At 70.2% G+C, this 22,359-nt stretch carries 16 protein-coding genes; 4 read left to right on the top strand and 12 right to left on the bottom strand.

The window, feature by feature from the left end:
* The first annotated feature begins 153 nt into the window (after positions 1-153).
* On the top strand, positions 154-771 hold the full coding sequence (locus AF335_RS13135; protein WP_102918766.1) for a GNAT family N-acetyltransferase: 618 nt from the start codon (positions 154-156) through the stop codon (positions 769-771).
* Positions 772-864: 93 nt separating this feature from the next.
* Here AF335_RS13135 and trxA read toward each other — a convergent pair whose 3' ends face one another.
* The 7 genes from trxA to AF335_RS13100 all read right to left on the bottom strand — a co-directional run bounded on the left by trxA (position 865) and on the right by AF335_RS13100 (position 10,404).
* Positions 865-1,191: a thioredoxin gene (gene trxA / locus AF335_RS13130; RefSeq protein WP_102918499.1), complete on the bottom strand. Its 327-nt coding sequence runs from the start codon at positions 1,189-1,191 to the stop codon at positions 865-867.
* A 50-nt stretch (positions 1,192-1,241) separates the two neighbouring features.
* Entirely contained in the window at positions 1,242-2,210 is a 969-nt protein-coding gene (gene trxB / locus AF335_RS13125) for a thioredoxin-disulfide reductase (protein WP_102918498.1), read from the bottom strand.
* 117 nt (positions 2,211-2,327) lie between these two features.
* Positions 2,328-3,260, bottom strand: a complete 933-nt coding sequence (locus tag AF335_RS13120; protein ID WP_102918497.1) for an anti-sigma factor — start codon at positions 3,258-3,260, stop codon at positions 2,328-2,330.
* The gene (sigM, locus tag AF335_RS13115; protein ID WP_102918496.1) at positions 3,257-3,946 is read right to left on the bottom strand and encodes an RNA polymerase sigma factor SigM; all 690 of its coding nucleotides are present in this window, start codon (positions 3,944-3,946) and stop codon (positions 3,257-3,259) included. The genes AF335_RS13120 and sigM overlap by 4 nt, the downstream gene beginning before the upstream one ends.
* A gap of 25 nt (positions 3,947-3,971) precedes the next feature.
* Positions 3,972-5,702: a protein kinase family protein gene (locus tag AF335_RS13110; protein ID WP_102918495.1), complete on the bottom strand. Its 1,731-nt coding sequence runs from the start codon at positions 5,700-5,702 to the stop codon at positions 3,972-3,974.
* A gap of 109 nt (positions 5,703-5,811) precedes the next feature.
* Positions 5,812-8,046: a murein biosynthesis integral membrane protein MurJ gene (gene murJ, locus AF335_RS13105; RefSeq protein ID WP_102918494.1), complete on the bottom strand. Its 2,235-nt coding sequence runs from the start codon at positions 8,044-8,046 to the stop codon at positions 5,812-5,814.
* 45 nt (positions 8,047-8,091) lie between these two features.
* The gene (locus AF335_RS13100; protein ID WP_102918493.1) at positions 8,092-10,404 is read right to left on the bottom strand and encodes a DUF6049 family protein; all 2,313 of its coding nucleotides are present in this window, start codon (positions 10,402-10,404) and stop codon (positions 8,092-8,094) included.
* A 206-nt stretch (positions 10,405-10,610) separates the two neighbouring features.
* Between AF335_RS13100 and AF335_RS13095 the strand changes: the two genes are divergently transcribed.
* Positions 10,611-12,068: a CCA tRNA nucleotidyltransferase gene (locus AF335_RS13095; RefSeq protein ID WP_102918492.1), complete on the top strand. Its 1,458-nt coding sequence runs from the start codon at positions 10,611-10,613 to the stop codon at positions 12,066-12,068.
* Positions 12,069-12,170: 102 nt separating this feature from the next.
* Here the strand turns inward: AF335_RS13095 and AF335_RS13090 are convergent, their stop codons facing one another.
* The 3 genes from AF335_RS13090 to AF335_RS13080 form a co-directional block, all read right to left on the bottom strand.
* Positions 12,171-13,439, bottom strand: coding sequence for an MFS transporter (locus tag AF335_RS13090; protein WP_102918491.1), 1,269 nt, complete (start codon positions 13,437-13,439; stop codon positions 12,171-12,173).
* 93 nt (positions 13,440-13,532) lie between these two features.
* Complete coding sequence (locus tag AF335_RS13085; protein ID WP_102918490.1) at positions 13,533-14,615, bottom strand: inositol-3-phosphate synthase; 1,083 nt, start codon at positions 14,613-14,615, stop codon at positions 13,533-13,535.
* A gap of 48 nt (positions 14,616-14,663) precedes the next feature.
* Positions 14,664-15,332: a PadR family transcriptional regulator gene (locus AF335_RS13080; protein ID WP_102918489.1), complete on the bottom strand. Its 669-nt coding sequence runs from the start codon at positions 15,330-15,332 to the stop codon at positions 14,664-14,666.
* A gap of 371 nt (positions 15,333-15,703) precedes the next feature.
* On the opposite strand from AF335_RS13080, the gene AF335_RS13075 reads away from it, so the two are divergent.
* Together AF335_RS13075 and AF335_RS13070 are read left to right on the top strand one after the other, a co-directional pair.
* Positions 15,704-18,337 carry a transglycosylase domain-containing protein gene (locus AF335_RS13075; protein WP_102918488.1) on the top strand — a complete coding sequence of 878 codons (2,634 nt, stop codon included), beginning with the start codon at positions 15,704-15,706 and terminating at the stop codon, positions 18,335-18,337.
* Positions 18,338-18,471: 134 nt separating this feature from the next.
* Positions 18,472-19,968, top strand: a complete 1,497-nt coding sequence (locus AF335_RS13070) for a glycosyltransferase family 87 protein (RefSeq protein ID WP_102918487.1) — start codon at positions 18,472-18,474, stop codon at positions 19,966-19,968.
* A gap of 32 nt (positions 19,969-20,000) precedes the next feature.
* Here the strand turns inward: AF335_RS13070 and AF335_RS13065 are convergent, their stop codons facing one another.
* Both AF335_RS13065 and AF335_RS13060 read right to left on the bottom strand, forming a co-directional pair.
* On the bottom strand, positions 20,001-21,032 hold the full coding sequence (locus AF335_RS13065; protein ID WP_102918486.1) for an alanine racemase: 1,032 nt from the start codon (positions 21,030-21,032) through the stop codon (positions 20,001-20,003).
* 108 nt (positions 21,033-21,140) lie between these two features.
* Entirely contained in the window at positions 21,141-22,259 is a 1,119-nt protein-coding gene (locus tag AF335_RS13060; RefSeq protein ID WP_087927234.1) for a lipid II:glycine glycyltransferase FemX, read from the bottom strand.
* Positions 22,260-22,359: the final 100 nt, after the last annotated feature.

Raw genomic sequence — 22,359 nt, 5'->3', positions numbered from 1 at the left:
CGGGCCCATGCGAACGGTGAGCCGGACCGGACTGATGGCAACAGGCTTCGGACTGGGAGCGGTCGGCGGATTCGTCGGCGGTCTCCTGAGGGAGCGGAGTGCGCTGAGCGCCGCCCGGCGTGTGACACACGACGGAAGTGAGGAATGGGCTCCATGGGGCGTCGGCTGGTACCGCTCACGCTGGACAACCTCTCGGCTCTTCCTTCACGCTGCCGTGCCTGCGTCTTCTGGGAACTCGACCCGGTCAGCGGCGAAGCCGCGCTGAGGGCGGGACGGCCGGGGCTGGAGAAGGAAGCCTGGATCTCTGCCGTACTGCTGGAATGGGGTTCCTGCGGTCGCGTCGTCTATGTCGACGAGGTCCCGGTGGGCTTTGTGCTCTACGCTCCGCCCGCCTATGTGCCCCGCTCGGCGACCTTCTCCACGAGCCCGGTCGCCGCGGACGCCGTTCAGCTGATGACGTCCTGGCTGGCGCCGGCCTATCAGGGGCAGGGGCTGGGCCGGATGATGGTGCAGACCGTCGCCAAGGACGTTCTACGGCGGGGCTTCAAGGCGATCGAGGCGTTCGGCGACGCCCGCTGGAAGGAGCCCGCGTGCGTTCTGCCCGCCGATCATCTGCTGGCGGTGGGCTTCAAGACCGTACGGCCGCACCCCCGCTATCCCCGGCTGAGGCTGGAGCTCCGGACGGCGCTCTCCTGGAAGGAAGACGTCGAACTGGCTCTGGACCGGCTGCTGGGAGCGGTGCAGAAGGAGCCCGCCCTGCGGCCGCTCTAGTCGCCGGCCCGGTCATGGATACGGAACAGGCCCGCCCCTTCAAAGGGGCGGGCCTGTCTCTTTCGCCGTTTCACGTGAAACGGCGAGGGGGTCTCAGGCGCCGATGAACGGGTCCAGGTCGCGCTCGATGGCGGCCTTGGGCTTGGCACCGACGATGGTCTTCACGACCTCGCCGCCCTGGTAGACGTTCAGGGTCGGGATCGACATGACGCCGTACTTCGCGGCCGTGTCCGGGTTCTGGTCGATGTTGAGCTTGACAATCTCGATCTTGTCGCCGTGCTCGGCGGCGATGGCCTCCAGGGACGGGGCGATCTGGCGGCACGGGCCGCACCAGTCGGCCCAGAAGTCCACCAGAACGGGCTTGTCGCTCTTGAGGACGTCCTCGTCGAAGGAAGCGTCGGTCACGGTCTTGAGAGCCACGGGGGTCTCCTTAAGTCTTCTCAGCGTGGGGGCGATGGGGTGGGGGTGGGTCAGGCGGTCTTCTCGGGCTCGCGAACGTGCTCGCTGTGCGAGAGGGACGCGAGGAAGCGCTCGGCATCGAGAGCGGCGGAGCAGCCGGTGCCGGCGGCGGTGATCGCCTGGCGGTAGGTGTGGTCCACCACGTCGCCGGCGGCGAAGACACCGGTCAGGTTGGTACGCGTGGAGGGGGCCTCGACCTTGAGGTAGCCCTCGTCGTCCAGGTCCAGCTGGCCCTTGAAGAGCTCGGTCCGCGGGTCGTGGCCGATCGCGATGAAGAGGCCGGTCACCGGGAGCTCGGAGGTCTCGTCGGTCTTGAGGTTGCGCAGGGTGAGACCGGAGAGCTTGTTCTCGCCGTGGATCTCGGCGACCTCGCTGTCCCAGACGAAGGAGATCTTCGGGTCGGCGAAGGCGCGCTCCTGCATCGCCTTGCTGGCGCGCAGCGTGTCGCGGCGGTGGACGACGGTGACGGACTTGGCGAACCGGGAGAGGAAGGTGGCCTCCTCCATCGCGGTGTCGCCGCCGCCGATGACGGCGATGTCCTGGTCCTTGAAGAAGAACCCGTCACAGGTGGCGCACCAGGAGACACCGCGGCCGGACAGCTCGTCCTCGCGGGGCAGGCCCAGCTTGCGGTGCTGGGAGCCGGTGGTGACGATCACGGCCTTGGCGCGGTGGACGGTGCCGGCGGAGTCGGTGACGGTCTTGATCTCATTGCTGAGGTCGACCGCGATGACGTCGTCCGGGATCAGCTCGGCACCGAAGCGCTCGGCCTGGGCGCGCATGTTGTCCATGAGGTCCGGGCCCATGATGCCGTCGCGGAAGCCGGGGAAGTTCTCCACCTCGGTGGTGTTCATCAGCGCGCCGCCGGCGGTCACGGCTCCTTCGAAGACCAGCGGCTTCAGCGAAGCGCGGGCGGTGTAGAGCGCGGCCGTGTAGCCGGCGGGCCCGGAGCCGATGATGATCACGTTGCGGACGTCGCTCACGGGAGTCTTCCTTGTCTGCCGACTGCTGTCTCGGGTCCTTGCGGGGTATTCACCCCACCCAACGGATCCTAAGGGGCGAGCATTCCCGAAACATGACAGCTGAGGGCCCGGACGGGCTCAGGAGCGCGGCAGGGTGCGCTTCACCAGCACCTTCCCGGGAGACGGCGGGGAAGCCGTGACACAGCTGGAGCTGACGACATAGGCGTCGACCAGCGTCGTGTCGCCCATGTGCGGGAGGACGACCAGATGAACGTCCTGTCCGTTGTAGGAGTCCGGCTCCACGGCGAGTGCGGTGTCGGGCCGGCCGATCCCCTCACGTACACAGGACGGGGTCGGGGCTCCGCCGGGAGCGCTCAGGGTGGTCTGGCCCTTCTCCTCGGCGGCGCTGTTCCCGGAGCTCTTGCCCCGGGTCTCGGCCTTCTGGGACGGCCTTTCCAGGAGGTGCTGCACCCGCGTCCCGAGTTCACCGGAGGCGAGGACGACAGCCGGGGGGTTCTCCTGGGCGCCCTCCTGCTTGCCCGCTCCGCCGTCGTTCTGGCTCTGGAGGAAGAAGCCGCCCGCTCCGATCACCGCGGCGGCGCAGGCGCCACCGAGGAGCACCCTCGGCCAGCGCCGGGCACGCCGGGCCCTGCCCGCCTTCCCGGTGCCCGGTGTCTGCCGGCCGGGGCCGGTCGGTGCATGTGGCCGCCCCGCGGGACGGTCGCCTGTTTCACGTGAAACAGGCTCCGGGGACACCCGCACGGGCGCGGGCTTCGCCGTTTCACGTGAAACACAGGCGTCGGCCTCGGGCGAGATCGAATCGAGGAGTGCTTCCGCGGCGAGGGCGGCCTCGATACGACCCGCCACGTCCGCGGGCATCCGGGGCGGTCCGGGCAGCGTGCCCAGCAGCCCGCGGATCTCGTCCAGCGAGCTCCGCACGTCCTCGCACAGGTCGCAGTCGGCCAGGTGCCGACGCAGGTCCGAGGTCCTGGACGGGGAGAGCACCCCCTCGGTGAGCGCGGAGATCTCCGCGACCTCCGGGTGCTCATCCGTGCCGGTCGTCGAAGTCACGCTCGCCCACCTCCACCCTTCACTGGATCTGCGTCACTCTGTCCTGCCGGTGGTGGGACGGACGCGCTCTGCGACCGGTTCCTTCCCCCGCCGAGGGCCGGACTACCCCCACCATCGGCGCGCAGATGGGTGAGCATCGGCAGCAGCCGCGCCCGGCCACGCGCACATCTGCTTTTCACCGTGCCGACGGGGACGTCCAGCACCCTCGCCGCCTCGGCGACCGGATAGCCCTGCATATCGACGAGGACGAGGGCCGCCCGCTGGTCCGGCGGCAGGGTGGCCAGCGCCCGGAGCAGCTCACGGTGCAGATCACCGCGCTCGGCGGGCGCGGCCGCGGACTCATGGGGTTCGAGGAGCTGCTCGAGCCGCTCGGTCTCGGCGAGCGGCGCTGTGCGCCGGGAGGCGGCCTTGCGGGCCCGGTCCAGGCAGGCGTTGACGGTGATGCGGTGCAGCCAGGTGGTGACGGCGGACTGCCCGCGGAAGGTGTGTGCGGCGCGGTAGGCGGAGACCAGAGCGTCCTGCACGGCGTCCGCGGCCTCTTCCCGGTCGCCGAGGGTGCGGAGCGCGACGGCCCAGAGGCGGTCGCGATGACGCCGCACGAGCTCCGTGAAGGCATCGGGGTCGCCACCCACGTGCTTCGCGAGGAGGTCGGCGTCGCTCAGGTCGTCATGGGTGACGTCGTCCAATGTGGGTCCCCCTCCCCTGGCCTCGCTAGTGTGCCAGCCCCTTGAACTTCACGTCATTGATGCCCTGCTTGTAGCCGGGATCGCTCCAGTTGTAGGGGCCGTTCTGTGCCGGGGCGTGCGGCATGGCGGTGATCCAGAGGAGGATGTACCGGGTCTCCGTGGGCTTCTTGGCGGTGAACTTGAGCCGCTTGTCGTCCGTCTTCCCGGACGCCAGCTTCTCCATGCTCTCCAGAGGCGTCGTGGGGTTCAGCGAGTCGGCCGCGTAGAGCGTGATGGTGGTGTGCTTGCCCTCGAACTGCAGCTTTACCTCGGCACCGCTGAACTTCTGCTTCGACCCGAGGTCGTAGACGATCCCGACGCCGCGTTTGAAGGAGGGGTCGAGGTCCGGGCCGTTGTAGAAGGAGCTTGAGTACCAGCCCGTGCGAGGGTCCTTGTCGTAGGTCTTCTCGACGTCTTCGGCGTGCTGGTACTTGTTGTCCGGCGCGTACTCCTTCGCGCCCTCGATGGCCAGCGTCCGCTCGCTCTTCTTCGAGGAGCCGTCATTGGCCGACGTGGAGCGAGGGGTGTCCGGCTCGCCGGTCTTCAGGAGTGTGTCCGCCAGCTGCCAGCTGCCGAGGCCCAGCGCCGCGATGAGCAGCGCCGCGACGCTCCACTTGAGTGCCCGGCCGGTGCGGCTCTGGAGCGGCGGGGGCGGTGGCACCGGCGCCGGGGGCACCGGGATGCCGTTGCGCGTCGGCGGCTGACCGTACGCACCCTGGTGGTAGTTGGTGCGCTGGTAGCCGCCGGGAGGAGTGGTGAAAGGCGTCTCCGGTGGCCGGATGCGCGGCATCGCCGCGACCGCCTTGGCCAGCTCCTCCGGAGTGGCGCACGGCTGCTCCTGCCGGGAGGCGGTGGCCCCGTCGTTGACGAGGGCGCGCATAGCGAGCTCGGAGAGGCCGCGGTGGATGCCGGCCCGGACCTGGTCGGGGGCGATGAGGCCGACGCCCTTGGGCAGGCCGGGCAGGCCGTAGGCGTTGTTCTCGTACGGCCAGCGCTGGGTGAGGGCGGCGTAGAGGAGCGCGCCGATGGCCTCGGTGTCGGTGCGCTGCGGGTGCTCCGCGGTGATGCCGCGGAGGGCGGCCATGACGGCGAGGCCGCGGATGCGGTACTGCCCGGTCGAGGTGCGCAGCACGGAGCCGGGGTTGAGGCGGAGGTGGGACAGGCCCTCGCGGTGGGCGGCGGCCATGGCCTGGGACACCTGGCTGACGAGCTGGTAGGCGTCGTGCGGCTCCATGGGGCCGGCGGACAGGACGGCGCTCAGCTCGGTGGCGTCGGGCAGCCACTCGTGGACGACGTAGACGAGGTCGTTCTCCTCGACGGCGTCGAGGACCTGGACGAAGCGGGGGTCGCCGAGCAGGGCGGCGGAACGGGCCGCGGCGAGCACCGGGCGGGAACGCGGGTGGCTCGCCGGGAGCAGGTGGACGCCGACGGCGCGGCGGAGCTTCTCGTCGACCGCGCGCCAGCTGCTGAATCCCTCCAGACGGGTGACGCACTCCTCCAGGCGGTACCGCCCGGCGAGCTTGTGGCCGCTGTGGAGCTCGGGGGAGCGAGCGTCGCGCGCGGTGTCCGGGCGCTCCGCGGGCTCGCTGTCCTTGTGCGTTTCGGGCTTGATCGCGGTCTCCGCCCCGTCGGCCGTGGCCTTGCCCGCCTCGGCGGTCAGCGGCTTGTCGCCGCCGGTGCCTGCCACGTCGACGGCAGCTGTGCTCCGTTCCGCCACCGTCGTTCCTGCCTCCCCATCCGTTGCGCGCTGTCCACAGCCAAGACAATTGTGCCCACAGTCCGGCGCTATGCACGACACGCGGCGGCGGGCGATGGTTGTGCTCGGATCAGCGTCCGAGCCGTCCGCGGACCATACCGACCATGGCGGTCAGCTCCTCGACCCGCATCCGCTTCGCGGCGATGTAGAAGACGGCGATCAGGATCAGACCACCGCCGGTCAAAGAGGCGATGGATCCGGCGAAACCCCGGCCGATCAGCTGACCGATGCCGTAAGCGACGGCACCGCCGATCAGCGCGGCGGGGATACAGGCCCCGATGAGACGGGCGTACGTACGGATGACGCGGGACCCGTCGAGCTCGCCGCCCAGCCGGGTGCGCAGGCGGCGCCACGCGACGCCTACACCGACGGCGTAGGCGAGACCGTACGAGGCGGCCATGCCGGCCACGGCCCAGCGAGCGGGGAGCACCACGAAGCTCGCGGCGGCGCCGGCTGCGTTGACGCCGGCGACGATCACCGTGTTGTAGAAGGGGGTGCGGGTGTCCTCGTAGGCGTAGAAGCCGCGGAGGATGACGTACTGCGCGGAGTACGGGATCAGACCGAGGCCGAAGGCCATCAGGATGACACCGATGTTCACTGCGCTGTCGGTCCCGGAGGCGCCGAACATCAGCGTGGACATAGGGACGCCCAGGGCGAGGAACGCGAAGGCGCAGGGCACGATCGCGACGGCCGAGGTGCGCAGACCGTGGGAGAGGTCCTCGCGCACGGCCGAGACGTCGCCGTCGTGGGCGGCACGGGAGATCCGGGGGAGGACCGCGGTCATCACGGAGACCGTGATGATGGCCTGCGGCATCTGCCAGAGCTGGAGTGCGTAGTTGAAGGCGGTGATGCCGGTGCCGGAGTGGTTCGACTTCTCGGCGATCGCGCCCGCCCGGGTGGCGAGCTGGGTGACGACGACCATGCCGAGCTGGTTGGCGAGGACGAAGAACAGCGTCCACTTGGCCAGGCCCGCGGCCTTGCCGAGGCCGTGGCCGCGCCAGTCGAACCGCAGGCGAAGCCGGAAGCCGGTCTCCCGGAGGTACGGGAGCATGGCGAGCGCCTGGACCGTGAGGCCCAGCAGGGTGCCGATGCCCAGCAGCCGGATGCCCTCGGGGGTGATGGCGGAGGGGCTCATCTCCCCCGCCTTGTAGACGCCGAACACCCAGATGAAGGCGCCGAAGGTGGCGATGATGACGATGTTGTTGAGGACCGGGGTCCACATCATCGCGCCGAACTTGCCCCGGGCATTGAGGATCTGCCCGAGCACGACGTGGACGCCCATGAAGAACATGGTGGGCAGGCAGTAGCGGGCGAACGCGACGGCCACGTCCAGCTGGGCCGGGTCGTCGGCGTTGTCCGGCATCATCATCCGGACGAGGAGCGGGGCGCCCAGGACACAGACCGTGGTGACGCCCGCCAGCAGGACGACGACCAGGGTGAGGAGCCGGTTGGCGTACGCCTCGCCGCCGTCGTCGTCGTTCTTCATCGCGCGCACCAGCTGCGGGATGAACACGGCGTTGAGCGCGCCGCCGCCGACCAGGATGTAGATCATCGTCGGCAGGACGTTGGCGACCTGGTAGCTGTCGTTGAGCGTGCCGACGCCGATGGCGGCGGCCATCACCAGGTTGCGGGCGAAGCCGAGGATGCGGGAGACGAAGCTGCCCGCCGCCATCACGGCGCTCGACTTCAGCAGGCTCGCGGCCTTGCCGCCGCCCTTAGCGGCGGCGGGGGCCTCGGGGACCTGGGCGGGCTCCGGCTCCGGGCCGGGCTGGGCCGGGCCCTGCGGCGGCTGGGCCGCGTACTGCCCCGGTGCCGGGATCGGCTGGCCGGACGGGCGCTGCGGCTCGTAGGGCTGCTGGTCCCGGTACAGGTGGGCGAAGGCGTCCCGCTCGGGCTGCTGGTCCGCCGACGCCTGGGCGCCGATGCCGGCGAACTGCGTCGTCGGCTCGTCGCCGTACGGGCGGACGCCGGGGCCGGGCTGCTGCGCCGACGCCGGCGACCACTGCTGCGGGTCGGGGCCGTGCTGCGGACCGGTCGGCTGCTGGTGCAGCGGGAAGGTGTTCTGGTAGGTGCCGGGCGCGGGCGGCGGGTGCGCGGCGCGGTCGTACAGCGCGTCGCTCACCGGGTCCTGGGCCGACGGGTCCTGCCCGGGGTAGGGCTCGGAGGCGTAGGCGTCCCGGAGGTAGGGGTCCTGGGCGTACGGGCCCGGACGCGGCGAGTCCGGGGCAGGCGGAGGCGGCGGGTAGTGGCCCCGCTGTTCACCACCCGAGCCCTGCCCGCGGTCACCGTCGTACGGCGCGTTCATCGCTACCCCACCTCATCGTCCGCGGCCGGCCGGCCCCACTACACGTCAACGGTCCACTTTCTCACCTGTGCCGGACGGGTCGGTGCTTTCCGATCCGGTGTCCGGCGCCGGGTCGCCCGGCACCGCGGGCCGGTCGTCACCCGGGCCGCCGTCTCCCGGGCCGTCCCCTTCCGCGCCGGGCGCCCCGCCGTCCGCCGTCCCGCGGGCGGCGGACCGCTTGCGCTGGAGGTAGATACGGAGCCCCGCGAGGATCAGCAGGAGGACGCCACCCGCGATGACGAGCAGAACCATAGGGGTGATCGACGTGACATGCACAGTGAAGTACATCGGCTTGCCGTAAGGCTGCCCGTCGTCGGTGTACAGCTGGGCCGTCAGTTTCACCGGGCCGTTGGCGTTGGCCCGTGTCTCGAACTTCAGCGTCTGCCGGTGACCGCCCTCGATCTTGACCGGCTGGGAGGCGTCGACCTTGAGGCGGTTCGGCTGACTGGACTCCAGGACGAGCCGGAGGCCGTCGATGCCCTGGAGCAGGCCGTTCTGCACGGTGATCGGCAGCGTCGCGTCCCGCCCGGAGAGGGTGGCGTCGGACTTCTTGATGAGCTGCACCTGGCGGGTCAGCTCGTACAGATACGACTGCACCGCGTCACGGAAGTCCGCGGCGCCGTTGCGGTTGCCGCGCCACGACGTGGACATCTCCCGCATGATCGCGCTGCCGAACGGGGTGACCACCCGGTCCTCGGAGGTGAGGATGACCTTGAAGCTGTCCAGGGTGCTCTGGGTCTTCTGGATCTCCTGGAACGCCTCCGTGGGCAGTTCCTGCTCCCGCAGCGCCTCGGGGTAGGAGCCGGAGCCCGGCACCTGCTGGTTGGCCGAGGCGTCTGGCTTGGCCTTGGCCGCGTCCCCCAGGTCGAGAGGCTGGGTCCAGCGGCCTTCCGACAGCCCGTTGATCGCGGTGGCCATGGCCTGCGCCTGGCTCGTCGTGGGCATCCGCTGGGGTGCCACGACGATGCTGCGCTCGTCGTCCGGGGCCTGGCGGTTCACCAGGAGGCTCTGTGCCAGGAAGCGCTGCACGGCGAGCGAGGAGTTGTCCGCCCTGATCAGATCGCCCTGGAAGACCGTGGACATCCGCGCGTCCGCGACGACGGCGGTGTTGCCACCGCCGATCTGGCGGGCCGCGCTGGGGGTGTACGAGGCCCGGGGCTCGCGGATGCTGTCGCTGCGGGCGATCACGTTGTGGGCGCCCGCGGAGGTGGCCACGTCGATGATCGAGGAGTCGACCGCGCCGTCGACCGGCCAGGCGAAGTCCGTGCGCGGCTTCACACCGAGGATGGTGTCCACGGTGGTGGCGGCGAGCTCCGTGGCGGACTGGAGGTGGCTGAGGGACCCGGAGACGTCCTTGCCCCGGTGGGCGAGCGAGGCGAGGTCCGGGTCTCCGAAGGGCAGCGCCACCACCTGGTGGCCCGCCACGGCGGTCTGGAGCTGGCTGAGCCACTGCTTGGCGACCGCCTGCCCCTTGCCCGGGACGACCTTCCCGTCCGGCCCGTCGACCCGGTAGCTCTTGGTCATGGCCTCGACCGTGGCGAGCAGGTCGGGGTCGATCACCCAGGTGATCTTCAGATCCTTGCCCAGGGCCACGAGCTGGTTCAGCCGACCGCCAGGGGCCAGCTCGGCGGCCAGGTCGTCATTGGGGAAGATCGGCGTCTGCTGCTGGTCCTTCTCGGTGCGCGCCGTGAGGTGGGTCGCGGAGATCAGCGGCCACAGGAACGTGAGCTGCGTCTTCTTGCCCTCGACGCCGGACGGCTGCCACGGCAGCAGGGTCCGCTGGATGCCCAGCACCCCCTCGTAAGGGTGGTCGGCCGATCGCCCGGAGAGGGAGACGCCCAGCTGGTAGACGCCGTCGTGGCCGAGTTCGAGGTCCTTCGCCGGCAGGGAGATGCTGAATTCCCTGCTGATCCCCGGGGCCAGCTTGTCGATCTTCTGGGTGTGCTTGCCGATCTCCGCGCCGTCGGTGCCCGGCGAGAAGCCCGCCCGGTAGCCGAGGTCGTCGATGTCGCTCCGGCCGCTGATCTGCGGGCCCACCCGCAGTCCGACGTGGGCGTCGGTGACCGTCGACCCGCTGTTGTTGGTGACGGTGCCGGAGAGGGTGATCGTGTCGTTCTGCGTCGGTGCGACGGGCGTCACGGTGTCGATCGCGACCCCGACAGGTCTGGAGGTGGGCGACTCGGCACGGGCCGCGGGCGCCGCGGGCAGCTGCACCAGGCCGACGAGGAGCAGCACCCCGAGCAGCACCGTCATGAGGTGCCTGGCCCACCGGCAGGCAGGAGCGGCCGTCGTCCCCTGGAACTCTGCCGCCTCGGCCACGCGCTCGCCCGTCCCTCGTCGTCGTCAGTGGTCGTCGGTTGTGCGTCCACGAATGGTAACGAGGCCCGCTGTGGCTAAGTGCCGCGGACCGTTCCGCAAGATCACCACGGGATGGTTGTCCGGACTGCGCCCGCTTTGCCGGTGCTGTCGCCTTGCGCCCCTGACGAAGAGGCCCTCGGGCGTGCGGCCACGTACCCTCTTCTGTTGTGCCGAACGCCAACAATGACAGCCACACCACGCCGTCCACGAACGAGCTCAGCCACGTGCAGCGCCGCGCCGTGAGCGAGCTCCTGAGGGTCTCCCCCGTGGCCGACGACCTCGCCCGCCGATTCAAGGAGGCCGGGTTCTCGCTTGCCCTGGTCGGCGGATCGGTGCGGGACGCGCTGCTCGGCCGGCTCGGCAACGACCTGGACTTCACCACGGACGCCCGCCCGGAGGACGTGCTGAAGATCGTGCGCCCCTGGGCCGACGCGGTCTGGGAGGTCGGTATCGCCTTCGGGACCGTGGGGTGCCGCAAGTCGGACTTCGACATTGAGGTCACTACATACCGGTCGGAAGCGTACGACCGGACCTCGCGCAAGCCGGAGGTCTCCTACGGCGACTCCATCGAGCAGGATCTCGTCCGCCGGGACTTCACCGTCAACGCGATGGCCGTCGCGCTGCCGGAGAAGGAGTTCATCGACCCGCACAACGGCCTGGAGGACCTGGCCGCGCGGATCCTGCGCACCCCCGGCACCCCCGAGGAGTCCTTCTCCGACGACCCGCTGCGCATGATGCGGGCCGCGCGCTTCGCCGCCCAGCTGGACTTCGAGGTCGCCCCCGAGGTCGTCGAGGCGATGACGGAGATGAGCGGCCGGCTGGAGATCGTTTCGGCCGAGCGGGTCCGGGACGAGCTCAACAAGCTCATCATCTCCGACCACCCCCGCAAGGGCCTGCGGCTCCTCGTCGACACCGGGCTCGCCACCCTCGTCCTGCCCGAGCTCCCGGCCCTGCGCCTGGAGCGTGACGAGCACCACCGTCACAAGGACGTGTACGAGCACACGCTCACCGTCCTGGAGCAGGCCGTCGACCTGGAGGAGAACGGCCCCGACCTCGTGCTGCGCCTCGCCGCGCTGCTGCACGACATCGGCAAGCCGAGGACCCGGCGCTTCGAGAAGGACGGCCGGGTCTCCTTCCACCACCACGAGGTGGTCGGCGCGAAGATGACCAAGTCGCGGATGACCAAGCTCAAGTACTCCAACGAGCTGGTGAAGGACGTCTCCAAGCTGGTCGAGCTCCACCTCCGCTTCCACGGTTACGGAACGGGCGAGTGGACCGACTCCGCCGTCCGCCGGTACGTGAGGGACGCCGGCCCGCTGCTGGACCGGCTGCACAAGCTGACCCGCTCGGACTGCACGACGCGCAACAAGCGCAAGGCGAACGCCCTGTCCCGCGCGTACGACGGCCTGGAGGAGCGCATCGCGCAGCTCCAGGAGCAGGAGGCGCTGGACTCGATCCGCCCGGATCTGGACGGCAACCAGATCATGGAGATCCTCGGGGTGGGCCCCGGCCCGCAGATCGGCAAGGCGTACAAGCACATGCTGGAGCTGCGCCTGGAGAACGGCCCGATGGAGCCGGAGGCGGCCGTCGCCGCGCTCAAGGAGTGGTGGGCGACGCAGGGCTGACGCGGCGCGCCGGGGTTTCCGTGGTTTCACGTGAAACATCAGCGCGTGGATGTGCCGAGGGGCGGTGTTTCACGTGAAACACCGCCCCTCGGCACATCCGGATCACCGACGGCCGGGCCGGGCCAAGGCGATCGCGGTCGTCGCGTAGATCAGGGCGACGGTCACCACCAGCGCGGCCGACCGGCCGTCGGGCGGCAACATCAGCGCGGCCACCGCCGCCGCGCCCACGAAGGCGACGTTGAAGAGGACGTCGTAGAGGGAGAAGACCCGCCCTCGGAAGGCGTCGTCGACCGACGCCTGGACCACCGTGTCCGTGGCGATCTTCGCGCCCTGGGTGCACAGGCCCAGGACGAACGCGGCGATCAGCATGGGCGCGCGGGCGAAGGGGAGGCCAAGGGCCGGCTCCAGGACCGCCGCCACCGCGGCGCAGACGACCATCCAGCCGCGCCGCCCCAGCCGGGCCACGGCCCACGGGGTGAGCACGGCGGCCGCGAAGAACCCTGCCCCCGACACCGCCACCGCGACGCCCAGCAGGGCCAGGCCCGCGGACTCGGTGCCCGTCCACGCGTACCGGCAGAGCATCAGCACGGTGACCAGCAGCGCGCCGTAGCAGAAGCGCATCGACGTCATCGCGGCCAGCGCGCGGGCGGCCTTACGGCGCTCCCCCAGGTGGCGCAGCCCCGCCGCCAGGCCGCCGACGGTGTCGGCGAGGGTCGTGCGCAGCCGGGACCGCGGTGCCGAGACATCGGGGCCGAGGAGGCCGGTGGGCATGGTCAGGGAGACGAGACCGGCGCACAGGTAGAGCACGGCGCCCAGCAGGACGACGACGGCGTCGGCCCCGGAGCCCTCGGGTGCGACGAGACGGACGGCGAAGGCGAGGCCGCCGCCCGCGGTGGCCGCGAGGGTGCCGGCGGTGGGGGAGAGGGAGTTCGCCATGACCAGGCGCTCGGGGGAGTCGACCACCCGGGGCAGGGAGGCGGAGAGCGCGGCCAGGACGAAGCGGTTGACCGCGGTGACGGACAGCGCCGAGGCGTAGAAGAGCCAGTCGGGGACGCGGGCGACGATCAGCAGGGCGGTGACGGTGGCCAGCGCCGTACGCAGGAGGTTGCCGTGGAGGAGCACCTGCCGGCGCCGCCAGCGGTCCAGCAGCACCCCGGCGAAGGGGCCGAGGAGCGAGTACGGCAGCAGCAGCACGGCCATGGCGGAGGCGATGGCCGTGGGCGACGCCTGCTTCTCGGGGGAGAAGACGACATAGGTGGCGAGCGCGACCTGATAGACGCCGTCGGCCGCCTGGGACAGCAGCCGTACGCCGAGCAGGCGGCGGAAGTCACGCAGTCGGAGCAGGACACGCAGGTCGCGCACTACGGGCATGTCGCCCAGCCTCACACAACGCGTGGGCCCTCGGGCGGATAACCCGGGGGCCCACGATCAAGCTCTGTACATCACCCTAGGAGAGGGCCTCGCTCAGCGCTCGACCTCGCCCTTGATGAACTTCTCGACGTTCTCACGGGCCTCGTCGTCGAAGTACTGCACCGGCGGCGACTTCATGAAGTACGAGGACGCGGAGAGGATCGGGCCGCCGATGCCGCGGTCCTTGGCGATCTTCGCGGCGCGCACGGCGTCGATGATGACACCGGCGGAGTTCGGGGAGTCCCAGACCTCGAGCTTGTACTCCAGGTTCAGCGGGACGTCGCCGAACGCGCGGCCCTCGAGGCGCACATAGGCCCACTTGCGGTCGTCGAGCCACGCCACGTAGTCCGACGGGCCGATGTGGACGTTGTCCTCGCCCAGCTCGCGGTCGCGGATCTGGGAGGTGACGGCCTGCGTCTTGGAGATCTTCTTGGACTCCAGGCGCTCGCGCTCGAGCATGTTCTTGAAGTCCATGTTGCCGCCGACGTTCAGCTGCATGGTGCGGTCCAGGACGACGCCCCGGTCCTCGAACAGCTTGGCCATCACGCGGTGCGTGATGGTGGCGCCGACCTGCGACTTGATGTCGTCGCCGACGATCGGGACGCCCGCCTCGGTGAACTTGTCCGCCCACTCCTTGGTGCCGGCGATGAAGACCGGGAGGGCGTTGACGAACGCGACCTTGGCGTCGATGGCGCACTGCGCGTAGAACTTGGCGGCGTCCTCGGAGCCCACCGGCAGGTAGCAGACGAGGACGTCGACCTGCTTGTCCTTGAGGGTCCGGACGATGTCCACGGGAGCCTCGGCGGACTCCTCGATGGTCTGGCGGTAGTACTTGCCCAGGCCGTCGTGGGTGTGGCCGCGCTGCACGGTGACGCCGGTCGCCGGCACGTCGCAGATCTTGATGGTGTTGTTCTCGCTGGCGCCGATGGCGTCGGCGAGGTCGAGGCCGACCTTCTTCGCGTCGACGTCGAACGCGGCCACGAACTCCACATCGCGCACGTGGTAGTCGCCGAACTGCACGTGCATCAGACCCGGCACGCGGCCGTTCGGGTCGGCGTCCTTGTAGTACTCGACGCCCTGCACCAGCGAGGCGGCGCAGTTGCCCACGCCGACGATGGCTACGCGAACCGAACCCATTCCGGTTGCTCCCTGTTTGTACTCGACGAAGCCCTGCGAGTGCAGGGCTCAGTTGGCGGTGTCGCCGGACGGATCCGTCCGGGAACCACCCCGGTCCCGGGGTGTGCCGCCCGTTTCTCCTGATGTGTCCTGCGGCGCGGCGGCCTTGCGCATATCGCGCCCGGTCCGCTCGCTCTCGATCAGCTCGTTCAACCAGCGGACCTCGCGCTCCACCGACTCCATGCCGTGTCGCTGCAGTTCGAGGGTGTAGTCGTCCAACCGCTCGCGGGTACGGGCCAGGGAGGCGCGCATCTTCTCCAGACGCTCCTCCAGCCGGCTGCGGCGGCCTTCCAGCACGCGCATCCGGACGTCCCGCGAGGTCTGCCCGAAGAACGCGAAGCGAGCGGCGAAGTGCTCGTCCTCCCACGCGTCCGGGCCGGTGTGGGCGAGCAACTCCTCGAAGTGCTCCTTGCCGTCCGCCGTCAGCCGGTAGACGATCTTGGCCCGGCGTCCGGCGAGGGACGCCGCGCGGGCGTCCTCCGGAGCACTGCCGGGTTCCTCGATCAGGTAACCGCTGGCGACGAGCGTCTTGAGGCAGGGGTAGAGGCTGCCGTAGCTGAACGCTCGGAACACCCCCAGCGAGGTGTTGAGGCGTTTCCGCAGTTCATAGCCGTGCATCGGGGACTCACGGAGCAGCCCGAGAACGGCGAACTCGAGGATGCCGGAGCGTCTGCTCATATGTCGCCCTCCTTCGCCCCTAGTGTCCCCTATGCCGCGCTATGCCGAGCTGATGTATCGACTCGATACATCCAGACGATAGAACGGCCACCCTGTTGCGACAAGAGGGGGCACGGTGAACGAGGTCACATCACCGATTCGTGGGACACAACCTGCCTGAATTGGAGTGAACATCCGCAGTGGGCGGGATTTGGCCGTGCGTAGTCTGTGCGCCATGCAGACCACCGGGAACCGAGTGACGTCTTCCGGCGTCCTCGTCCTGGATGCAGTGCGCCCGGTTGCTCAGGGGGGCAGCCGGACAGCGCATCGGGGGGAACGCAAGCCACCTGCCGCTTCCAGGCGATAGCGCCTGCCCTAGGAGTAGTCGTTCGATGAGCGAGCACCGCCGTAAGCCGCCGCCGCAGCCTCAGGGCGGCGGCGGACGAGCCGCGGCCAGGCGCGCGGCCCAGCAGCCGACGTCCGGCCGCCGTGCCGCACCGCCCAGCAGTTCCGCCACACCGCCGCCCGGCGGAGGCGACCAGTACGGAGGCCGGGCCGGAGCCCGCAAGGGCGCCCAGCGGAGCGCGCCCGGCGGGCGCAGACGCCCCGGCGACGCCGGCCCTGGAGGAGGGAGAGGGCGCCGGGACGGCGGGCGCCCCGGTAAGAAGCGCTTCATCGACTATCCGCGCGCGGGCAAAGAGGGCGTGAAGCGCTGGCTGCCGTCGTGGAAGCTGGTGGCCGGCGCGTGCCTCACCTTCATAGGGCTGATCCTCGGCACGGTGGGCGTCGCCCTGGCCGTGGTGCAGGTACCCAGTGAGCAGAAGGCCGCCGCGGTCCAGAAGAACGTCTACTACTGGTCCGACGGCAAGCAGATGGTCGTCGCCGGCGGTGGCGCCCTGAACCGTCAGATCGTGCCGATCTCCAAGATCCCCAAGTCCATGCAGAACGCGGTGATCTCGGCCGAGAACGCCAGCTTCGAGAAGGACTGGGGCGTGGACCCGATGGGCATCGCGCGCGCCGTCGTGAAGATGGCGCAGGGCGGTGAGACGCAGAGCGGTTCGACCATCACACAGCAGTTCGTGAAGAACACGTACCTCAGCCAGGAGCAGACGCTCAAGCGCAAGGCCACGGAGCTCCTCATCTCCATAAAGGTGGGAGCCACCAAGGACAAGGACGAGATCCTCGCGGGCTACCTCAACACCGCCTACTACGGGCGCGGCGCCTACGGCATCCAGGCCGCGGCGCGGGCGTACTACGACAAGGACTGCACCCAGCTGACGGCCAGCGAGAGCGCCTATCTCGCGGCGACGCTGAACGGTCCCAACCTGTACGACCCCTATGGCGGTCAGGGGCCGGCGGCCACGCCGGAGAAGAACACCAAGCGCTCCACGGACCGCTGGAAGTGGACCCTGGACCGTGAGGTCGAGGTCGGCCGGCTGGCCGCCCCGGAGCGCGACACCTGGGTCGCGAAGGGGTTCCCGCAGCCGCAGAAGCCCAAGCCCGCGACCAACCGCGCCGGCCAGATCGGCTACCTCACCGACCTCGCCGACAACTACATCGTCGCCCACTCCACCATCAGCAAGAACCAGCTGGACCGGGGTGGCTACCAGATCCACACCACCTTCGACCGCGACAAGGTCGAGGCCCTGTCGAAGGCGGTCGAGGACGTACGGAAGGCCAACATCAAGCCCGACGTGCGCGATAAGGACAAGTACGTGCAGTTCGGCGGGGCCTCCGTGGACCCGAAGACGGGGAAGATCGTCGCCATCTACGGCGGTGAGAACGCCCTGGAGCACTACACCAACAACGCCGACTACACCGGTGTGCAGGTGGGCTCGACCTTCAAGCCGTTCGTGCTCGCCGCCGCGATGACGCACGGCAAGCGGGACCCCTCCCTCGGCGCGCAGCAGGACGACAGCCAGCGCACGCTGGTCTCCCCGGAGAGCGTCTACAACGGCAACAACAAGCTGACGCTGCGCAACTACAACGGCTCGGTCTGGCACGACCAGGACGGCGGGGAATGGCGCCAGGTGAACGACGGTGACGAGGACCGCGGTCCCATCACCCTCCGCACGGCCATGCAGTTCTCGGTGAACACCCCCTTCATCCAGCTGGGCATGGACGTCGGCACCGACAAGGTCAAGGAGGCCGCGCTCGCGGCCGGTCTGGACAAGGACCAGCTCGCCGCGACCACGCCCACCTTCTCGCTCGGCACATCGGCGCCCAGCGCGATCCGGCTGGCCGGCGCGTACGCGACCTTCGCGGCCAGCGGCAAGCAGATGGACCCGTACTCGGTGGAGAAGGTGGAGAAGGACGGCAAGCCGGCCTACGTCCACGAGGCGTCGAGCAAGCTCGCCTTCTCGCCGCGGGTGGCCAACAACGTCACCGACGTGCTGAAGACCGTGGTGGAGGCCGGTACGGGCACCTCGGCGAAGCTCGGCGACCGCCCGGCCGCGGGCAAGACGGGTACGACCGACGGCAACCGCTCCGCCTGGTTCGCGGGCTACACCCCGCAGCTGTCGACCGCGATCGGCATGTACCGCGTCAACCCCAACGCCCAGAAGCAGGAGTTCCTCTCCATGCGCGGTGTGGGCGGTCAGACGACCATCCACGGCGCGTCCTTCCCGGCCGAGATCTGGGCCGACTACATGGGCAAGGCGCTCAAGGGCCAGCCGATCGAACAGTTCGAGCGGGCGGAGCCGATCGGCGAGAAGGTGTTCGGCGACGGCGCCAGCCCCTCCCCCAGCGCGGTGCCGTCCACGAGCCCGTCGGCCAGCCCCTCCAAGTCGGCCTCGGCGTCGCCGTCCAAGCCGGCGACGTCCAGCCCGACGCCGAGCAAGATCTGCCTGCCGCTGGACCGCCGGTGCCACCACGGCGGCGACAACGGCGGCGGTGGCGACCCCGGTACGTCGGGCGGTCCGGGCGGCGTCGGGGGGCCGGGCGGCGACCCGGGCGCCTCGCCGACGCCCGAGCAGAGCCGCGGCCGCCCCGGCGGCGGTGGGCTGTTCGGCGGGATGCGCGACTGACCTGCTGAGACACCGGGCTCGGACAACCGTCCGAGCCGTTCGACCCGAGGGCCGTCCCGCGTTCGCGCGAGGCGGCCCTCGAAGTTATCCACAGGCTCCGACGGCTCCTGGGCGGGTACGGCAGGATGGTCGGCATGAGGAGCTCCCGGGACGACCAGCTTGTACGGCCCACCGTCGAGGACGAGGTGGCGGCCGCCGGCAGTGAGCTCATCGGCGGCCCCGCGGGCCGCCGCGCCCTGCCCGGCAGAGGCTGGTGGACACCGGTCCGGGTGATCGCGCTCGTCGCGCTGGGGATGTTCGCGCTCGGCATGGTCCAGAAGCTCCCCTGCTACGAGTACGGCTGGTTCTTCGGCGCGACCACGCAGTACACCCACGCCTGCTACTCCGACATCCCGCACCTCTACAGCGGGCGCGGTTTCGACGCGGGCCTGATCCCGTACTTCGACCGGATCCCGCAGGAGCTCTCCGGCGGCATGGACTATCTGGAGTATCCGGTCCTCACCGGCCTCTTCATGGAGGTCGCGGCCCGGCTCACCCTCGGCGGCGGGACGCTCCAGCACCGCGAGCAGCTCAACTGGCTGGTCAACGCCGGGATGCTGATGGCCTGCACGGCGGTCGTCGCCGTCTGCACCGCCCGCACGCACCGGCGCCGCCCCTGGGACGGCCTGCTGGTCGCCCTGGCCCCGGCCCTCGCCCTGACGGCCACGGTCAACTGGGACCTCCTGGCCGTCGCCCTCACCGCCCTCGCGATGCTCATGTGGGCCCGCGAGCGGGCCGTCCTGGCGGGCGTCCTGATCGGCCTGGCAGCGGCCGCGAAGCTCTATCCGGTGCTGCTGCTGGGGCCGCTGCTCATCCTGTGCCTGCGGGCCGGGCGCCTCAAGGCATTCCGCGACACCGCCGCGGGAGCCGTGGCCGCCTGGCTGGTGGTGAACCTGCCCGTCATGATCACGCATGACGTGACGGGCTTCCACATCCGCGAGGGCTGGGCGAAGTTCTACACCTTCAGCCAGGAGCGCCCGATCGACTTCGGCTCGGTCTGGCTCCTCGTCTCGCAGCGCACCGGGAATCCGCTGGAGAACGCCAACACCTATGTGACGCTGCTGATGATCCTGGGCTGTCTGGCCATCGGCGCCCTGGGGCTCTACGCCCCGCGGCGCCCGCGCTTCGCCCAGCTGGCCTTCCTGGTGGTGGCGCTGTTCATCCTCACCAACAAGGTCTATTCACCGCAGTACGTGCTGTGGCTGATCCCGCTCGCCGTGCTGGCCCGGCCGAAGTGGCGCGACTTCCTGGTGTGGCAGGCGTGCGAGGTCATGTACTTCCTCGGCATCTGGTCCTACCTGGCCTACACCGGCAGTGGCGACAAACACCAGGGCCTGCCCGTGGAGGGCTATCAACTGGCCATCGCCCTGCATCTGCTGGGGACGCTGTATCTGTGCGCGGTCGTCGTCCGCGACATCCTCCTGCCGGAGCACGACGTCGTCCGTCGCGACGGTTCCGACGACCCCTCGGGCGGCGTTCTGGACGGGGCCGCGGACATAGTCGTCCTCGGTTCCGCGCGCCGTGCCCGGCACGCGGAGCACTCCGCCGGCACAAGTGTCCGTTGGGGGACCGAGAGCCGCCCGCTGTCGTAGCGGCTCTCCGGCCCCTTTCCCGAGGGGGTGGGTCAGTGGTCGAGCAGACGGTCGAACTGAGTGGTGGTGTTCCGCAGGTGGGCCACCAGCTCGTCGCCGACCTGGGGCGGGGCGACCTCGCCCGGCACGAAGAGGATCGAGACCTGCATGTGCGGCGGCTCCGCGAACCAGCGCTGCTTTCCCGCCCAGACGAAGGGAGAGAGGTTGCGGTTCATGGTCGCGAGGCCGGCGCGGGCGACGCCCTTGGCGCGCGGCATCATGCCGTGCAGCGCCTTCGGCGCCTCCAGGCCCACGCCGTGCGAGGTGCCGCCCGCCACGACGACGAGGTAGCCGTCCCCGGCGGCCTTCTGCTGCCGGTAGCCGAAGCGGTCGCCCTTGGCGACGCGGGTCACGTCCAGCACGGCGCCGCGGTACTGGGTGGCGTCGGGGTCGCCGAGCCACAGCCGGGTGCCGATCCGGGCCCGGAAGCGGGTCTGCGGGAACTGCTGCTGGAGCTGGGCCAGTTCGTCGGAGCGCAGGTGGCTGACGAACATGGTGTGCAGGGGCAGCCGGGCGTTGTGCAGCCGCTCCATCCAGGCGCCGACCTCCTGGATGGCGGTGGAGCCGTCCGTGCGGTCCAGCGGCAGATGGATCGCGAAGCCCTCCAGGCGCACGTCCTCGATGGCGGCGTGCAGCTTGGGGAGGTCCTCCTCGCTGATGCCGTGCCGCTTCATGCTGCTCATGACCTCGACGACGACCCGCGCGCCGACCAGGCCGCGGACGCCCTCGACCGAGGAGACCGAGCGGATGGCCCGGTCGGGCAGCGGCACGGGCTCCTCGCCCAGCCGGAAGGGGGTGAGCACCAGCAGGTCGCCGCTGAAGAAGTCCTTGATCCGGGCCGCTTCGTAGGTCGTGCCGACGGCGAGGATGTCCGAGCCGAAGCGAGCGGCCTCGTCGGACAGCCGCTCATGGCCGAAGCCGTAGCCGTTGCCCTTGCAGACCGGGACGATCCCGGGGAACTGCTGGAGGATGCTCTGCTGGTGTGCCCGCCAACGCGCGGTGTCGACGTAGAGCGTGAGCGCCATGGCCGGTCCCGGAACCTTTCCCTGTGCCTGCTGGGTGACGTGTTCGTATGCCTCGCGGCATTGCTTCATGGCCGTACGGGCCGGCGCGCGGCCGGCCGTGCGGAAGGGTCAGCGGCGCGACATGTACATGTCGAGGGCCTTGTGGAGCAGCTTGTTGAGCGGGAAGTCCCACTCGCCGAGGTACTCCGCCGCCTGCCCGCCCGTGCCGACCTTGAACTGGATCAGGCCGAAGAGGTGGTCGCTCTCGTCGAGGGAGTCGCCGATACCGCGCAGGTCGTAGACGCTCGCGCCCAGCGCGTAGGCGTCGCGGAGCATCCGCCACTGCATCGCGTTCGACGGGCGGACCTCGCGCTTGTGGTTGGCCGAGGCGCCGTAGGAGTACCAGACGTGCCCGCCGACGATCAGCATCGTCGCGGCCGCCACGGCCTCGCCCTCGTGCACGGCGAAGTACAGCCGCATCCGGTTCGGGTCCTCGGTGTTGAGGGCCGTCCACATGCGCTGGAAGTAGCTCAGCGGGCGCGGGCGGAACTTGTCGCGCTCGGCGGTGATCTCGTAGAGGTGCTGCCAGGTGGGCAGGTCCTCGTAGCCGCCCTGGACGACCTCGACGCCGGCCTTCTCGGCCTTCTTGATGTTGCGGCGCCACAGCTGGTTGAAGCCCTTGTGGACGTCCTCCAGGGAGCGGTTCGACAGCGGCACCTGGAAGACGTAGCGCGGCTGGACGTCGCCGAAGCCGGCGCCCTCTTCCTCGCCCTGCTGCCAGCCCATCCGGCGCAGCTGGTCGGCGACCTCGAAGGCGCGCGGCTCGATGTGCGTCGCCTCGACGTCGCGCAGGCGCTTGACGTCGGGGTCGGCGATGCCGGTCTTGATGGCGTTGGCGTCCCAGCGGCGGATCACCACGGGCGGGCCCATCTTCACCGAGAAGGCGCCCTGCTGCTTGAGGTGCGCCAGCATCGGGCGCAGCCAGTCCTCGAGGTTCGGCGAGAACCAGTTGATGACCGGGCCCTCGGGCAGGTAGGCGAGGTAGCGCTTGATCTTGGGCAGCTGGCGGTAGAGCACCAGACCCGCGCCGACGAGCTGGCCGTTCTTGTCGAACCAGCCCAGGTTCTCCGAGCGCCACTCGCCCTTGACATCCGCCCACGCCGGAACCTGCATGTGACTCGCCGCGGGCAGGCTCTGGATGTAAGCCAGATGCTGCTCTCGGCTGATTGTCCTCAGGGTCAGGCTCATGCGGGGCGCTCCTCGGCAGGTGTGTCCCCAGGGTCGGGGCTCCGGCTCTCGCGCCGAAGCCTACTGCGACCGGGGAGCCGCCCGTCCGGGCGTACGACCC

Source organism: Streptomyces eurocidicus, from assembly GCF_002891295.1.
In the GTDB taxonomy this organism is placed as follows: domain Bacteria; phylum Actinomycetota; class Actinomycetes; order Streptomycetales; family Streptomycetaceae; genus Streptomyces; species Streptomyces eurocidicus.
Note: the sequence above shows the minus strand (reverse complement) of the source record. Positions and strands in the feature narration are given on the sequence as shown.

Coding starts and splice junctions, on each gene's coding strand:
- AF335_RS13065 (WP_102918486.1), bottom strand. CDS start 21,032: ATGGCGCTCACGCTCTACGTCGACACCGCGCGTTGGCGGGCACACCAG.
- AF335_RS13135 (WP_102918766.1), top strand. CDS start 154: ATGGGGCGTCGGCTGGTACCGCTCACGCTGGACAACCTCTCGGCTCTT.
- AF335_RS13085 (WP_102918490.1), bottom strand. CDS start 14,615: ATGGGTTCGGTTCGCGTAGCCATCGTCGGCGTGGGCAACTGCGCCGCC.
- AF335_RS13090 (WP_102918491.1), bottom strand. CDS start 13,439: ATGCCCGTAGTGCGCGACCTGCGTGTCCTGCTCCGACTGCGTGACTTC.
- murJ (WP_102918494.1), bottom strand. CDS start 8,046: ATGAACGCGCCGTACGACGGTGACCGCGGGCAGGGCTCGGGTGGTGAA.
- AF335_RS13060 (WP_087927234.1), bottom strand. CDS start 22,259: ATGAGCCTGACCCTGAGGACAATCAGCCGAGAGCAGCATCTGGCTTAC.
- AF335_RS13070 (WP_102918487.1), top strand. CDS start 18,472: ATGAGGAGCTCCCGGGACGACCAGCTTGTACGGCCCACCGTCGAGGAC.
- AF335_RS13075 (WP_102918488.1), top strand. CDS start 15,704: ATGAGCGAGCACCGCCGTAAGCCGCCGCCGCAGCCTCAGGGCGGCGGC.
- AF335_RS13080 (WP_102918489.1), bottom strand. CDS start 15,332: ATGAGCAGACGCTCCGGCATCCTCGAGTTCGCCGTTCTCGGGCTGCTC.